We start from the raw sequence: 14,187 nt of genomic DNA on the forward strand, positions 1-14,187 counted from the left end.
GAACGCTGTGCGCGCCGGCGAATCAATGGATATCTGACGCGCGGCGCAACCTAGGGCGCCGGCGGCTAAACAAAAACTTGGGGCCCCCGAATGTACCAATACGATCAGATCGACCAGCGAATCGTTGACGAACGAGTCGCGCAGTACGCCGATCAGGTTCGCCGGCGTCTGTCGGGCGAGTTGAGCGAGGAAGAATTCCGTCCGCTGCGGCTGCAAAACGGCCTGTACATGCAGCGCCACGCATACATGCACCGCATCGCGATTCCGTACGGCAACCTGCGCAGCGACCAGTTGCGCATGCTCGCGACCATCGCGCGGGAGCACGACCGCGGCTACGGCCACTTCTCCACGCGCACCAACATCCAGTTCAACTGGATCGAGCTGGAAGAAACGCCGGAAATCCTCCGCAAGCTGGCATCGGTGCAGATGCACGCGATCCAGACGTCGGGCAACTGCATCCGCAACATCACGGCGGACCAGTTCGCGGGCGTGGCGCCGGACGAAACCGTCGATCCGCGTCCGTGGGCCGAAATCATGCGCCAGTGGTCCACGTTCCACCCGGAATTCGCGTGGCTGCCGCGCAAGTTCAAGATCGCCGTCTGCGGCTCGGCTGAAGACCGCGCGGCCGTGCAGATTCACGATCTCGGCGTTTATCTGAAGAAGAACGCGCAGGGCGAAGTCGTCGCGAGCATTCTCGCGGGCGGCGGGCTCGGCCGCACGCCGATCATCGGCGCGGTCATCAAGGAAGACCTGCCGTGGCAGCATCTGCTGACGTACTGCGAAGCCGTGCTGCGCGTGTACAACCGCTACGGCCGCCGCGACAACATGTACAAGGCGCGCATCAAGATTCTCGTGAAGGCGCTGTCGCCCGAGAAGTTCGCGAAGCAGGTGGAAGAAGAGTGGGCGCATCTGAAGGATGGTCCCTCGACGCTCACGCAGGACGAAGTGGACCGCGTGTCGAAGTTCTTCGCGCCGCCCATCTATGAAAAGCTGTCCGACACGGACGCCTCGTATGAGAAGCATCTGATCGAAAGCAAGCCGTTCGCGCGCTGGGTCGAGCGCAACGTGCGCCCGCACAAGATTGCCGGCTACGCGGCGGTCACGCTGTCGCTGAAGCCGACGGGCGTTGCGCCCGGCGATGCCACCGACAAACAGATGGACGAAGTCGCCAATCTCGCCGATGAGTTCTCCTACGGCGAAATCCGCGTCTCGCACGAGCAGAACCTGATTCTCGCGAACGTGAAGAAGCGCGATCTGTACGCCGTCTGGGAGCGCGCGAAGGCGATCGGTCTCGCGGCGGCGAACATCGGCCTGCTGACGGACATCATCTCGTGCCCGGGCGGCGATTTCTGCTCGCTCGCGAATGCGAAGTCGATTCCGATCGCGCAAGCGATTCAGGAACGCTTCGACAACGCCGACTATGTCTACGACCTCGGCGACCTGTCGATCAACATTTCGGGCTGCATGAACGCGTGCGGTCATCACCACGTCGGCAACATCGGCGTGCTGGGTGTCGATAAGGACGGCTCCGAGTGGTATCAGGTGACGCTCGGCGGCGAGCAAAGCTCGGGCGCGACCGGCGCGCACCTCGGCAAGGTCATCGGGCCGTCGTTCTCGGCGCATGAAATGCCGGACGTCGTCTCGAGCGTGATCGACACCTTCGTCGAGAACCGCCTGGAAGGCGAGCGCTTCATCGAGACGTTCGGCCGCATCGGCATCGCGCCGTTCAAGGAGCGCGTGTACGCATCGCGCCAAGCCCACGCTTAAGGATCTGCAGATGACGTTGATTATCAAAAACCGCGCGGTCGTCGAAGACGATTTCACCGTCGTGCGCGCTGCTGAAGACGGCGCGCTGCCGACAGTCGATGCGCTTCCCGCAGGCAAGGTGATCGTGCCGTTCGCGCTGTGGAAGGACGCGAAGGACGCGCTCGTGGCATCGCGCGCGAAGGAATCGATCGGTGTGTGGCTCGCGCCTGACGACGAACCCGCCGACCTCACGCCGGATTTCGACAAGATCGCAGTAATCGCGGTCGATTTCCCGGTGTTTCGCGATGGCCGCGGCTTTTCCATCGGCCGCCTGCTGCGCGAGCGCTACAACTGGAAGGGCGAGTTGCGCGCCATTGGCGACGTGCTGCGCGATCAGGTGTTCTTCCACTACCGCTGCGGCTTCGACGCTTTTGCCGTGCGCGCGGACAAGGACATCAACGACGCGCTCAACGCGTTCAACGAATTCAGCGAGCTGTATCAGGGCGCGACCGACAATCGGGAACCGCTGTTCCGCCGCCGCGCCGCGGTGCTCGCCACGCTCGGAGCCTGAGGCATGACGCCAGAACTGCAAGCCAAGGTTGAACGCCTCGACGCGCTGCTCGATTCGATCGCAGCGCGCCACGAGCGCGTCAAGCTAGCCAGCAGCCTCGCCGCCGAAGACATGGTGCTCACGCACGCCATTCTTTCGCGCAAGGTCGGCATCGGCATCTTCTCGCTGAACACGGGCCGTCTGCATGCGGAAACGCTCGGCATGATCGACCGCGTGAAGGAACGCTACGGCTACGACATCGAGCAGTTTCATCCGCAGCAAGCCGCTGTCGATGAATACGTGCGCGATCATGGTCTGAATGCGTTCTACGAGAGCATCGACCTGCGCAAGAGCTGCTGCCATATCCGCAAGGTCGAGCCGCTCAACCGCGCGCTCGCCGATGTCTCCGCGTGGGTCACGGGCCAGCGCCGCGAGCAGTCGGTGACGCGCGCCGAACTGCACGAGGAAGAGCACGACGCGCCGCGCGGCATCGCGAAGTTCAATCCGCTCGCGGACTGGACCGAAGCGGACGTGTGGGACTACCTGAAAGCCTTCGACGTGCCGGTGAACCCGCTGCATGCGCGCGGCTATCCGAGCATCGGCTGCGAGCCGTGCACGCGCGCCGTGCGCCCCGGCGAGGACAGCCGCGCGGGCCGCTGGTGGTGGGAATCGCGCGATACGAAGGAATGCGGTCTGCACATGACCAACATCAGCAGCATCAAGATCGTCCAGGAAGCGCCGAGCTCCGCGATCTGACAAGGCGCACAGACGCCGCCTGAACCCTGTTACTGAACGCGGCTTGGCGAACCATGCCGCACAAAAAAGGATCGACGAACATGAGCACCACGCTCGACCCCAACGTCACCGCCCCGATCGTCAATCAGGCGACGCGGATGGACCACCTCGACTGGCTCGAAGCCGAGTCGATCCACATCCTGCGCGAACTCGTCGCGGAGTGCAGCAAGCCCGCGCTGCTGTTCTCGGGCGGCAAGGATTCGGTCGTCGTGCTGGCGCTCGCGTTGAAGGCGTTCGGCCTCGGCGGCAACCGCAAGACGGTGCTGCCGTTCCCGCTCGTGCATATCGACACGGGCCACAACTTCCAGGAAGTCATCGACTTCCGCGACCGTCGCGCGGCCGAAATCGGCGCGGAACTGGTCGTCGGCCACGTCGAGGATTCGATCAAGAAGGGCACCGTGCGCCTGCGCCGCGAGACGGATTCGCGCAACGCCGCGCAAGCGGTCACGCTGCTCGAAACTATCGAGCAATACGGCTACACGGCGATGATCGGCGGCGCGCGCCGCGACGAAGAGAAGGCGCGCGCGAAAGAGCGCATCTTCTCGTTCCGCGACGAATTCGGCCAGTGGGACCCGAAGGCGCAGCGCCCGGAACTGTGGAGCATCTACAACGCGCGTCTGCATGCGGGCGAGCATCTGCGCGTGTTCCCGATCTCGAACTGGACCGAGCTCGACGTGTGGCAGTACATCGCGCGCGAGAAGCTCGAACTGCCGTCCATCTACTACGCGCACGATCGCGAAATCGTGCGTCGCAACGGGCTGCTCGTGCCGGTAACGCCGCTCACGCCGGTGCGCGAAGGCGAGACGCCGGAGATCGCGCAGGTGCGTTTCCGTACCGTCGGCGATATCAGCTGCACGTGCCCGGTGGCGAGCGACGCCGACGACGTCGAGAAGATCATCGCCGAAACGGCCGTGACCGAGATTACCGAGCGTGGCGCCACGCGCATGGACGACCAAGCGTCCGAAGCCGCGATGGAACAGCGCAAGAAGCAAGGCTATTTCTAAGCATCACGCTCCGAGGAACCAACGAATCATGAGCATCTATCAAGCGGAAGACCTGGGCGTGTTGCGCTTCATCACGGCGGGCAGCGTCGACGACGGCAAGAGCACGTTGATCGGCCGCCTGCTGTACGACAGCAAGGCGGTTCTCTCGGACCAGTTGTCGGCCATCTCGCGCGCGAAAAACAAGCGCACCGTCGGCGATGAAATCGACCTGTCGCTGTTGACCGACGGTCTCGAAGCCGAGCGCGAGCAGGGCATCACCATCGACGTCGCGTATCGCTACTTCGCGACCGCCAAGCGCAAGTTCATCATCGCGGACACGCCGGGCCACGAGCAATACACGCGCAACATGGTGACGGGCGCATCGACGGCGCACGCCGCGATCATTCTCGTCGACGCGACGCGCGTCACGTTCGAAAACGGCGAAGCGCAACTGCTGCCGCAGACCAAGCGCCACAGCGCCATCGTGAAGCTGCTGGGCTTGCAGCACGTGATCGTCGCGATCAATAAAATGGATTTGGTCGAGTACAGCGAGACGCGCTTCAACGAGATTCGCGACGCGTATGTCGCGCTCGCGCGTCAACTCGGTCTCGAGCATGTGCGCTTCGTGCCGGTGTCGGCGCTGAAGGGCGACAACATCGTGAGCGCGAGCGAGCGCATGCCGTGGTACGCGGGCGAGCCGCTGCTCGATCTGCTCGAATCGCTGCCGGTCGCGCAGCCGAACGAACAGGCGCTGCGATTCCCGGTGCAATGGGTCGCGCGTCAGGACGGCTCGCAGGCCGACGACTTCCGCGGCTACATGGGCCGCGTCGAGGCGGGCGAGGTGCGCGTGGGCGATGCGATCAACGTGCTGCCGGCGAATCGCCAGGCGACGGTCGCGGAAATCATCGCGCCGGTGCCGGGCGGCGTGGCGTCGGTGAATCGCGCGTTCGCGGGGCAGACGGTGACCATTCGTCTCACGGAAGACGTGGACGTGTCGCGCGGCGATACGTTCGTCCCGGCGACGGCTGCTGTGACTCCGGCGAAAAAGCTCGAAGCCGACCTGTGCTGGTTCGACGAAGAGCCGCTTTCGCCGCAGCGCAAGTATCTGCTGAAGCAGACGACCAACACCGTGTTCGCGCGCATCGGTGCGGTGAAAGAGGTGCTGGACGTGCACACGCTGTCGCACTCGGTGGACCGCACGACGCTCGCGATGAACGACATCGGCCGCGTGGCGCTCACGCTGCAAAAGCCGATCGTGGCGGACGAGTACGATACGCATCAGGGCACCGGCGCGTTCGTGCTGATCGACGAGGCGACGCATCACACGGTTGCGGCCGGTATGATTCGCGAAATCGCGGCTTGATGCTTGATGACGGACGAAATGCACATGGGTAAGGTCTATCTGATCGGAGCGGGACCGGGCGCGGCGGATCTGATCACCGTGCGCGGCATGCGCTTGCTCGAACAGGCGGATGTCGTGCTGCACGACGCGCTGATCGAGCCGGCGATGCTCGACTACGCGCCGAATGCGAAGCGGATCGCGGTCGGCAAGCGCTGCGGACAGCGGTCGACCGCCCAGCATTTCATCAACAAGCAGATCGTCGATGCGGCGCGCGAGCATGGCGTCGTCGTGCGGCTGAAGGGCGGCGATCCGATGCTCTTCGGCCGTGCTGACGAGGAGATGCGCGCGCTCGAAGCGGCTGGCATCGAGTACGAAGTGGTGCCGGGCATCACGGCGGCGCTCGCGAGTGCTGCGACGCTGCGGCGCTCGCTGACGTTGCGCGGCGTGTCGCGCAGTGTCGCGCTCGCCACGCACAGCCGCGCGGCGGACAGCGAGGACATTCGCGAGCAGGCGAAGGCCGATTCGCTCGTCTTCTACATGGGCCGCGACAGCGCGGCGGATATCGCGCAGCAGTTGATCGACGCGGGGCGGCCGGGTTCGACGCCGGTGGCGATCGTGGAGGCGTGCAGCACGCCGCGCGAACGCACGCTCACGCTGACGCTCGCGCGCATGGCGCTCGGCGAGGCGCAGGCGTGGCTGGACCCGTCGCAGCCGAGTCTGTTGATGATCGGCGAGGCGTTCAAGGAAAGGGCGTCGGCGGGAAAGCCGAAGGTGCATCTTAAGGGGATGCAGGCGGCGGCTTAAGTTGTGGGGACGCTAGCCGGCTGAGGAGACGCGGGTTCGCTTATGCCGCAGAGCGCCGACATATCGACTTTTTGTTGTCGCCGCGGACGTCTTTGCGCCGCTTCTTGAGAACGAGACAGCTTCGGCTTCCAATCGCGCTTCGACGCCGACCAACTCATCCCGCAAGCTGAGCAGGTCGTTCTGCAGGCGAGTCATTTCCTGCAACTTCTGGCTAAGGTCGCCGATCACCACATGCTGTTCATCCCGCCAGATCTCGGACAGTGATGCCGTCTGCGTGGCCGGGCGACAAGCCTCTAACCGCGCTACCTGTCTTCGAAAGAAATAAGCGACGCTCCAAACCGTCAAAAGCGTGACGCTAGCGATAACGAAGACGCCGTAGCCTTGCCGAAGCGATGCCAGAATATCGATCATGTCGTCAGACGTTTAATTTCGGACAAGCCGACCGTTAGAAAATAATACACGACCGCGACGGTCTTGGCCGCTCCCCAACCGAACAGGGAGAAGGGTATGCCAATGTCCTGAACCTCGGACAACGAGGCGCCCAGCATGCGGTGCCAGAGAGGCATCCCTCCCACCGCCAGACTCGCCGCAACGGCGATGAGCGCAACGTCGCACCGGTATCGGAACTTGTCGACGGGCGTCGCGCAGAGTCCTGGCGCAGCCCCGACGAGACAAAGCGGGATGAGCATTGCAATGGAACTGAGCATGAGTCCCGGCGGAAGAAACGCTGCCGGGCTTCTTTCTTTCATTGCCTGGTGCACAGTGAGTTCGAAAACGCCGAGCCAGAAGGGCAGCGTGTACGTGAAGACTCGGACGAAGCAGTTGTAAAGCAAACGTTCCATGCGAGTAGGGAACAGTGATCAGAAACGGCTGTTTCGTCGACGCAGTGATAACGTCGACATCTGGTAGTCGATCCTAGCATCGTCTGCATCCCTAAATAACTGCCGCAATCCGAATCTTTCCTTGATCGCGCTAAGAGCGGCGGTTAAGGCGGCCTTAAGTCTGCTTCAAGCAATATCGAGCCACCGCATCCAGCACCGCATCATCCTCGCCGACCGCCGTCGCGCAGTGGATGACCACACCCGGATGCGCCTCCCGGCACTTCGCCACCACTTCGGGCAAATCCCGCCGCACGTGCCCGCCTTGCCCGAAGAACACCGGAACGACGGTGATCGCATCACACCCGTCCGAAGCTTGCGCGGCGACCGCTGCGGGCAAATCCGGCGTCATCAATTCGAGAAACGCGAGCGATACCGGATCGCCCCGCAACGCGCGCAGCTTCACGGCGAGGCGTTCGAACGGCTCAGCCCAGCGCGGATCGCGCGCGCCGTGTCCGAAGAGGATGATGCCGTGTCTGCCCATCGCGTTGTCCTCCGCTAAGCGGCCGTCAGTGCCGCTCGACCCATTTGAGACCCAGCAAGCCGATTGCCAGGTATGCCAGCGCCGGCGCCGCCGCCGTAATCGGCGCGGGCCATGTGTTCAGCGTGCCGATATGCGAGAACAGCGTATTGAACAACTGGAAGCTCATGCCGATCATGATGCCGCCGAACACCTTCACGCCCACCACGCCCGCGCGCGTATGCAGATACGCGAACGGCAGCGACAGCACCAGCATCACGAATACCGCGAACGGATACAAAATCTTGCGCCAGAACGCGATCTGATACCGCTGCGTGTCCTGATGATTCTCCGTCAAGTGCTGGATATAGCGGAAGAGATTGAACATCGACATGCGATCCGGCGACACCAGCAGCACCGAAAGAATCTGCGGCGTCAGCTCGGAGCGCAGCGAGAACTGCGGCAGTGTCGTCTCCTTCGCGCGATACACGGGGTTGAGCGCGTCGCCGGCGTTCGCGCTCTGCGGTTGCGCATCGACCAGTTGCGTCTCCGTTACGCCCGTCAGCTTCCAGTGGCCCGGCGGCTGATACACGCCGCTTTTCGCAATGCGCACGCTCGAAAGCCGGAACTTCGAATCGAATTCGTAGATGCGCACGTTGGCGATCGTCGTATCCGGGTTCAGCGTGCCGACATTGACGAAGCGCGTCACCTGTTCGCCGTTTTCCTTCGCGGAGAGCGTGTCCTTCACCCACACGCCCGACTCGAAATTCGACGACACGGACGAGCCGAGCGCCTCCAGCCGCACGCGCTCGGACAATTGATCCGCATACGGCCCGACCACTTCGCCGATGATGTACGTCACCAGCACGAGCGGCACGCCGATCTTCAGCAGGGAGCGCAGCGCCGCGCCGGTCGAGAGCCCCGACACGCGAAAGATGGTGAACTCGGAGGCCGCCGCCATCTGCGCGAACACGTAGATGGCGGAAATGAGCGCGGCGACCGGAATGATTTCGTAGAAGCGCGAAGGCGTCTGCAAGGCCACGCGCAGCACCGCGAGCGTGAACTTGTAGTTGCCGTGCCCGACCGTGTTCAGTTCGTTGATCAGATCGAAGAAGAAGAACAGGCCCGAGAACGCGAACAGAATGAAGATGAAGGCGAGGTAAATCTGGCGCGCGAAGTATCGTTCGTAGATGCGCATGGGCTCAGGCTCCCTTCGAGCGCGTGAAACTCGCTCGCGTGAAGAGCGGCCGGTTGCGCACGCGCAGCCAGAAGATGAACGCGACGAGCGCGAGCACCAGCACATGCAGCCCGACAATGCCGACGCCGAACGAGAGCTTGCCCTGTTCGATCCACGACTGCACGACGTTCAGCAAGTTCGAGTACGTGAGATAGATCAGCACGGCCATCACGAGATTGATGGTCCGGCTGCGGCGCGGGTTCTGATAAGACAGCGGAATGGCGAGCAGCATCAGGTTGATGGCGATGAGCGGCAGGCCCATGCGCCAGGCGAATTCCGCGAGGTTTTCCTTGGTCGGATTAGCGAGAAGATCGGGCGTGGAGATGCCGGTCGTGGTCGGCGTATTGACCACTTGATGGCTCATGATCTTCACGCCATACCGCGCGAACTCCGTGATGCGGAAGTTCGGCTGGCCGGGCGTGCCGTCGTAGCGCCGTCCGTCTTCCAGCACAATGAAGCGGTCGCCGTCCGCGCGCGTTTCCGTGTGGCCGTTCTTCGACACGATCACGTTGACCTTGCCGCCTTCGGTGCTCGTGACGAACACGTTTTCCACGTGCCCCTGATCCGGCGACATCTTCTCGATGAAGAACACGCGATGGCTCGACGGCGACTCGCGAAACTGGCCGGGCGCGAGCAGCGACACTTCGTCGCGCTGCTGAAAACGCGCCTTGATGAGCTTGCTTTGCTGGTTCGACCACGGCCAGCCGATGAACGCGAAGAAGATGATGAGAATGATGATCGGCGTGGAGAAAACGGCGATCGGCTTGATGAGCTGGGTCTGGCTCACGCCCGAGGCGAGCCACACGACCATCTCCGAATCGCGATACCAGCGCGTGAGCACGAAAAGAATCGAGACGAAGAGCGTCACGATCAGCATGACGGCGAGATAGCCGATGACGGTGAGCCCGATCAGCACGACGACATCGCGCGGGTCGACCTGACCTTGAGCCGCGAAGCCGACGATGCGGATCATCATCGTCGTGAGCATGATCGTGAGCAGCACCATGAATACGGCGCCGGCCGTATACGCGAGTTCGCGCTGCAGGGAGCGTTCGAAGATCATTGATTTCTGCTTGAGGCCGGCGGCGATGCGGCTACGCGTTGACTGACCCGGGAAACGCAGCTTCGTTCCCCGGCGCCGCGAGCCTGTGACCGCCGCGGTAAAAATAGCGGATAATTGCGGCTTTCATCCTTCAGCCTGGATTTTACCGAGGATAAGCGCGATGGACTTTAGCATAAAAGCCTGTGATTGGAGCAAAGGCGAGTCAAATGGTTTCCTGACCGGAAAGGCCGATGTCGTGGTGCTCGGCGTCTTCGAAGCGCAGACGCTCTCGGGCGCGGCCCTCGCCTTGGATCTCGCGACGAAAGGCTTGATTTCGCGCATCGTGAAGGCAGGCGACATGAACGGTCGCGCGGGCACCACGCTGCTGGTGCCGGAAGTCACGGGCATCGGCGCGGCGCGCGTGCTGCTCGTCGGCCTCGGCAAGCAGGACGCCTTTAATCAGAAAGCGTATGGCGAAGCGGTTCGCGCCGCGTGGCGCCTCATTCTCGGCACGAAGATCGCGCAAGTCACGTTCACGCTCGCGCAACTGCCCATCCAGGAGCGCAGCGGCGACTGGGCGGTGCGCGCCGCCATCCTCGCGCTGCGTGAACTTACCTACAAGTTCACGCAGATGAAGAGCAAGCCCGAAAACGGCGCGCGCTCGCTGAAGAAGATCGTCTTCAGCATCGACGCAGCGGACGAGAAAGCCGGCCGCACCGCGATCAAGCAGAGCGTCGCGATCGCGAACGGCATGGACCTGACGCGCGATCTCGGCAATCTGCCGCCGAACGTCTGCACGCCGACCTATCTGGGCCAGACCGCGAAGCAGCTCGGCCGCGACTGGAAGCTGAAAGTAGACGTGCTCGGCCTCAAGCAGATCGAGGCGCTCAACATGGGCTCGTTCCTTTCCGTGGCGAAGGGCTCGGTGCAGCCGCCGCAGTTCATCGTCATGCAGTATCAGGGCGCGGGCGCGGCTTCGGGCGAATCGGGCAAGGGCAAGAACAAGAACGCGCCGATCGTGCTCGTGGGCAAGGGCATCACGTTCGATTCGGGCGGCATCTCGATCAAGCCCGGCGAGGCAATGGACGAGATGAAGTACGACATGTGCGGCGCGGGCTCGGTCTTCGGCACTATGCGCGCCGTCGCCGAAATGGGCCTGAAGCTGAACGTGATCGGCATCGTGCCGACGTGCGAGAACATGCCTGCGGGCAACGCGCTGAAACCGGGCGACATCGTCACCGCGATGAACGGCACGACCATCGAAGTGCTGAACACGGACGCCGAAGGCCGCCTCATTCTGTGCGATGCGCTCACTTACGCAGACCGCTTCAAGCCGGCTGCGGTCGTCGATATCGCCACGCTGACGGGCGCGTGCATCATCGCGCTCGGCCATCACAACACCGGCCTCTTCTCGAAAGACGACGCGCTCGCGGGCGAACTGCTCGACGCATCGCGCGAGGCGGTCGATCCGGCGTGGCGTCTGCCGCTCGACGAGGAGTATCAGGATCAGCTCAAGTCGAATTTCGCGGATGTCGCGAACATCGGCGGGCGTCCGGCGGGCAGCGTGACGGCGGCGTGCTTCCTGTCGCGCTTCGCGCAGAACTATCCGTGGGCGCATCTGGATATCGCCGGGACCGCGTGGAAGAGCGGGGCGGCGAAGGGCGCGACCGGACGTCCGGTGCCGCTCCTCTCGCAGTTCCTGATCGACCGCGCGGGGCAGTGATCGCGCCATGACGCGCATCGACTTTCACACGAACGTCGGCGATCCGCTCGCCTATGCCTGCCGCCTCGCGCGCAAGGCGTATGCGAGCGGGCGCTCGCTCGTCGTGCTCGCGGACCCGGCGCGCCTCGCCGCGTTCGACGAACAGTTGTGGACCTTCGCGCCGCTCGAGTTCGTGCCGCATTGCATGGCGAAGAGCGCGCTCGCGCAGGAAACGCCGGTCGTGCTCGCCGCCGATCTCGACGACGTGCCGCATCATCAGGTGCTCGTGAATCTGGGCGCGCCGGTGCCCGCGCAGTTCGCGCGCTTCGAGCGTCTGGTGGAAATCATCGGCGACGACGCCGACGAACTCGCGGCGGGGCGCGAGCGCTTTCGCTTCTATCGCGATCGCGGCTACGCCATCGAAACGCACAAGCAAGGCGGTTGAGCGAACAGTGCGTAATCTCGCGCCGCGTTAGCATCGGCGCGTGGAGACCACTGAAGACCATTCCGACATCATGACCGACAACACGCACACGCCTGAATCGTTCGATTCGTCCATTCCCGTTCTCACCGATGTCGTCGTGCCCGGCAAGCCGGAATTCGCGCGCGCCGCGGGCGTCAACGACGCCGCTGCGGCCTACGAAGCGCAACGCGTCGGCGAGCGGCTGCAAGGCCGTGTCACGCAGTTCCTGAGCGGCGATGCCCGCGCGATCATCGAGGCGCGTTGCCAGGACGTGCTGCGCGAGCATTCGGCGAAGATGGTGCAGGAGATCACGCGCGAAGTGTCGCTGGCGCTCGAAAGCAAGATGCGCGAGTGGGTGGCCGTGGCGGTCGAGGAAGAGTTGCAGCGGCAGCGGGGCGGCTGAGTCTCCCGTTGCCAGGAACGACAAAAGGGGCGCATCGAGCGCCCCTTTTGCTTGCATCACCGAATGCCGGTCAGCTTCAGCCCGTCACCGCTCCGCGATTTGCCGGCAGCGCCAGCGCCGCGAATTTCGCCAGCACGCCGCGCGTGTACTTCGGCGCGGGCTTCTTCCAGGCGGCGCGGCGGCGCGCGATTTCCGCGTCGTCCACGTTCAGTTGAAGCAGCAGCTTGTGCGCGTCGATGGTGATGGAGTCGCCTTCCTGCACCAGCCCGATCGTGCCGCCCGCGTACGCTTCCGGCGCGACGTGGCCGACCACCATGCCCCACGTGCCGCCGGAAAAACGCCCGTCGGTGATGAGCCCGACCGATTCGCCCAGTCCCTTGCCGATGATCGCCGACGTCGGCGCCAGCATCTCGGGCATGCCCGGGCCGCCCTGCGGGCCGAGATAGCGCAGCACGACGACATCGCCGGCCTTGATCTTGTCGGCGAGAATCGCTTCCATCGCGGTTTGCTCGTCGTCGAACACGCGCGCCGGGCCGGTGATGACTGGATTCTTGAGGCCCGTGATCTTCGCGACCGCGCCGTCTTCCGCGAGATTGCCGCGCAGAATGGCGAGGTGGCCTTCCTTGTAGAGCGCCTGCTCGATCGGGTAGATGACCTTCTGATCCGCGCGCGGCTTGCTCGGCACGTCCTTCAGTTCTTCCGCGAGCGTGCGGCCCGTGATCGTGATGCAGTCACCGTGCATCAGACCTGCGTCGAGCAGGATCTTCATCACTTGCGGGATGCCGCCGGCCTTGTGCAGGTCCGTCGCGACATACTGGCCCGAGGGCTTCAGATCGCAGATGACCGGCACTTTCTTGCGCATGCGCTCGAAGTCGTCGATGCTCCATTCCACTTCCGCCGCGTGCGCGATGGCGAGGTAGTGCAGCACGGCGTTGGTCGAGCCGCCCGTCGCCATGATGAGCGCGACCGCGTTCTCGATCGACTTCTTCGTGATGATGTCGCGCGGCTTCAGGTCCTTCTTCACGGCTTCGACGAGGACGCGCGCCGATTCGGCGGCGGAGTCCACTTTCTCGTCGTCGGGGTTCGCCATGGTCGACGAATACAGGAGCGACATGCCGAGCGCCTCGAACGACGAGCTCATGGTGTTGGCCGTGTACATGCCGCCGCACGAGCCGGTGGACGGGCACGCGTTCTTCTCGACGCCCTTGAAGTCTTCTTCCGACATGCGGCCCGCCGTGAACTCGCCGACCGCCTCGAACGACGACACGATAGTCAGGTCCTTGCCCTTCCAGTTGCCCGGACGAATGGTGCCGCCGTACACGTAGATGCCCGGCACGTTCATGCGCGCGAGACCGATCATGCCGCCCGGCATGTTCTTGTCGCAGCCGCCGATCACGACGACGCCGTCCATCCACTGGCCCTGCACGGCCGTCTCGATACAGTCCGCGATCACCTCGCGCGACACCAGCGAGTACTTCATGCCTTCGGTGCCCATCGACATGCCGTCGGAGATCGTCGGCGTCCCGAACACTTGCGGATTCGCGTTCGACTGCTTGATCGCCGCGATGGCGGCATCGGCGAGGCGCTGCAGGCCGGCGTTACACGGCGTGATGGTCGAGTGGCCGTTGGCGACGCCGATCATCGGATTGTCGAAATCCTCTTCCTTGTAGCCGAGGGCGTAGTACATCGAACGATTGGGCGAACGCGCGACGCCCTGCGTCACGTTTTTCGAGCGGCGATTGAAGGCCATGTTGGGGCTCCTTGAAGATTCTTTTGTCTAGT

15 protein-coding genes are annotated in these 14,187 nt (G+C 63.7%); 9 read left to right on the forward strand and 6 right to left on the reverse strand.

Going from position 1 to position 14,187, the window contains the following annotated elements; translation table 11 throughout:
* Window positions 1–90 precede the first annotated feature (90 nt).
* The 6 genes from JYK05_RS02810 (at window position 91) to cobA (ending at window position 6,220) form a co-directional block, all read left to right on the forward strand.
* Entirely contained in the window at window positions 91–1,767 is a 1,677-nt protein-coding gene (locus JYK05_RS02810; RefSeq protein WP_206467710.1) for a nitrite/sulfite reductase, read from the forward strand.
* Between the two features lie 10 nt (window positions 1,768–1,777).
* The gene (locus tag JYK05_RS02815; protein WP_206467711.1) at window positions 1,778–2,317 is read left to right on the forward strand and encodes a DUF934 domain-containing protein; all 540 of its coding nucleotides are present in this window, start codon (window positions 1,778–1,780) and stop codon (window positions 2,315–2,317) included.
* Between the two features lie 3 nt (window positions 2,318–2,320).
* Complete coding sequence (locus JYK05_RS02820) at window positions 2,321–3,052, forward strand: phosphoadenylyl-sulfate reductase (RefSeq protein ID WP_206467712.1); 732 nt, start codon at window positions 2,321–2,323, stop codon at window positions 3,050–3,052.
* A gap of 80 nt (window positions 3,053–3,132) precedes the next feature.
* Window positions 3,133–4,095: a sulfate adenylyltransferase subunit CysD gene (gene cysD, locus JYK05_RS02825; RefSeq protein WP_206467713.1), complete on the forward strand. Its 963-nt coding sequence runs from the start codon at window positions 3,133–3,135 to the stop codon at window positions 4,093–4,095.
* 28 nt (window positions 4,096–4,123) lie between these two features.
* Window positions 4,124–5,437 carry a sulfate adenylyltransferase subunit 1 gene (locus JYK05_RS02830; protein WP_371826398.1) on the forward strand — a complete coding sequence of 438 codons (1,314 nt, stop codon included), beginning with the start codon at window positions 4,124–4,126 and terminating at the stop codon, window positions 5,435–5,437.
* Window positions 5,438–5,461: 24 nt separating this feature from the next.
* On the forward strand, window positions 5,462–6,220 hold the full coding sequence (gene cobA / locus JYK05_RS02835; RefSeq protein ID WP_206468189.1) for a uroporphyrinogen-III C-methyltransferase: 759 nt from the start codon (window positions 5,462–5,464) through the stop codon (window positions 6,218–6,220).
* Window positions 6,221–6,232: 12 nt separating this feature from the next.
* On the opposite strand, the gene JYK05_RS02840 is transcribed toward cobA, so the two are convergent.
* The 5 genes from JYK05_RS02840 to lptF form a co-directional block, all read right to left on the reverse strand.
* Window positions 6,233–6,631, reverse strand: a complete 399-nt coding sequence (locus JYK05_RS02840; RefSeq protein ID WP_175939674.1) for a hypothetical protein — start codon at window positions 6,629–6,631, stop codon at window positions 6,233–6,235.
* Window positions 6,628–7,062 carry a hypothetical protein gene (locus JYK05_RS02845; protein ID WP_206467714.1) on the reverse strand — a complete coding sequence of 145 codons (435 nt, stop codon included), beginning with the start codon at window positions 7,060–7,062 and terminating at the stop codon, window positions 6,628–6,630. Before JYK05_RS02845 ends, JYK05_RS02840 begins: the two co-directional genes overlap by 4 nt.
* A 154-nt stretch (window positions 7,063–7,216) precedes the next feature.
* Window positions 7,217–7,582, reverse strand: a complete 366-nt coding sequence (locus JYK05_RS02850) for a sirohydrochlorin chelatase (protein WP_206467715.1) — start codon at window positions 7,580–7,582, stop codon at window positions 7,217–7,219.
* 25 nt (window positions 7,583–7,607) lie between these two features.
* The gene (gene lptG / locus JYK05_RS02855; protein WP_206467716.1) at window positions 7,608–8,756 is read right to left on the reverse strand and encodes an LPS export ABC transporter permease LptG; all 1,149 of its coding nucleotides are present in this window, start codon (window positions 8,754–8,756) and stop codon (window positions 7,608–7,610) included.
* Between the two features lie 4 nt (window positions 8,757–8,760).
* Complete coding sequence (gene lptF / locus JYK05_RS02860; RefSeq protein WP_206467717.1) at window positions 8,761–9,858, reverse strand: LPS export ABC transporter permease LptF; 1,098 nt, start codon at window positions 9,856–9,858, stop codon at window positions 8,761–8,763.
* A 160-nt stretch (window positions 9,859–10,018) separates the two neighbouring features.
* Between lptF and JYK05_RS02865 the strand changes: the two genes are divergently transcribed.
* The 3 genes from JYK05_RS02865 to JYK05_RS02875 are packed head-to-tail and all read left to right on the forward strand — an operon-like array spanning window position 10,019 to window position 12,405.
* Window positions 10,019–11,560 carry a leucyl aminopeptidase gene (locus tag JYK05_RS02865; protein ID WP_206467718.1) on the forward strand — a complete coding sequence of 514 codons (1,542 nt, stop codon included), beginning with the start codon at window positions 10,019–10,021 and terminating at the stop codon, window positions 11,558–11,560.
* Between the two features lie 7 nt (window positions 11,561–11,567).
* Window positions 11,568–11,984: a DNA polymerase III subunit chi gene (locus JYK05_RS02870; protein WP_206467719.1), complete on the forward strand. Its 417-nt coding sequence runs from the start codon at window positions 11,568–11,570 to the stop codon at window positions 11,982–11,984.
* A gap of 40 nt (window positions 11,985–12,024) precedes the next feature.
* Window positions 12,025–12,405: a DUF2486 family protein gene (locus JYK05_RS02875; RefSeq protein ID WP_241269828.1), complete on the forward strand. Its 381-nt coding sequence runs from the start codon at window positions 12,025–12,027 to the stop codon at window positions 12,403–12,405.
* A gap of 76 nt (window positions 12,406–12,481) precedes the next feature.
* Here the strand turns inward: JYK05_RS02875 and ilvD are convergent, their stop codons facing one another.
* On the reverse strand, window positions 12,482–14,155 hold the full coding sequence (ilvD, locus tag JYK05_RS02880) for a dihydroxy-acid dehydratase (protein WP_206467720.1): 1,674 nt from the start codon (window positions 14,153–14,155) through the stop codon (window positions 12,482–12,484).
* Window positions 14,156–14,187: the final 32 nt, after the last annotated feature.

The organism is Caballeronia sp. M1242, assembly GCF_017220215.1.
GTDB lineage: Bacteria > Pseudomonadota > Gammaproteobacteria > Burkholderiales > Burkholderiaceae > Caballeronia.

What these genes read in the sequence shown, in the direction of transcription:
- JYK05_RS02810 (WP_206467710.1), top strand. Translation starts at nt 91, where the DNA reads ATGTACCAATACGATCAGATCGACCAGCGAATCGTTGACGAACGAGTC.
- JYK05_RS02815 (WP_206467711.1), top strand. Translation starts at nt 1,778, where the DNA reads ATGACGTTGATTATCAAAAACCGCGCGGTCGTCGAAGACGATTTCACC.
- JYK05_RS02820 (WP_206467712.1), top strand. Translation starts at nt 2,321, where the DNA reads ATGACGCCAGAACTGCAAGCCAAGGTTGAACGCCTCGACGCGCTGCTC.
- cysD (WP_206467713.1), top strand. Translation starts at nt 3,133, where the DNA reads ATGAGCACCACGCTCGACCCCAACGTCACCGCCCCGATCGTCAATCAG.
- JYK05_RS02830 (WP_371826398.1), top strand. Translation starts at nt 4,124, where the DNA reads ATGAGCATCTATCAAGCGGAAGACCTGGGCGTGTTGCGCTTCATCACG.
- cobA (WP_206468189.1), top strand. Translation starts at nt 5,462, where the DNA reads ATGGGTAAGGTCTATCTGATCGGAGCGGGACCGGGCGCGGCGGATCTG.
- JYK05_RS02840 (WP_175939674.1), bottom strand. Translation starts at nt 6,631, where the DNA reads ATGATCGATATTCTGGCATCGCTTCGGCAAGGCTACGGCGTCTTCGTT.
- JYK05_RS02845 (WP_206467714.1), bottom strand. Translation starts at nt 7,062, where the DNA reads ATGGAACGTTTGCTTTACAACTGCTTCGTCCGAGTCTTCACGTACACG.
- JYK05_RS02850 (WP_206467715.1), bottom strand. Translation starts at nt 7,582, where the DNA reads ATGGGCAGACACGGCATCATCCTCTTCGGACACGGCGCGCGCGATCCG.
- lptG (WP_206467716.1), bottom strand. Translation starts at nt 8,756, where the DNA reads ATGCGCATCTACGAACGATACTTCGCGCGCCAGATTTACCTCGCCTTC.
- lptF (WP_206467717.1), bottom strand. Translation starts at nt 9,858, where the DNA reads ATGATCTTCGAACGCTCCCTGCAGCGCGAACTCGCGTATACGGCCGGC.
- JYK05_RS02865 (WP_206467718.1), top strand. Translation starts at nt 10,019, where the DNA reads ATGGACTTTAGCATAAAAGCCTGTGATTGGAGCAAAGGCGAGTCAAAT.
- JYK05_RS02870 (WP_206467719.1), top strand. Translation starts at nt 11,568, where the DNA reads ATGACGCGCATCGACTTTCACACGAACGTCGGCGATCCGCTCGCCTAT.
- ilvD (WP_206467720.1), bottom strand. Translation starts at nt 14,155, where the DNA reads ATGGCCTTCAATCGCCGCTCGAAAAACGTGACGCAGGGCGTCGCGCGT.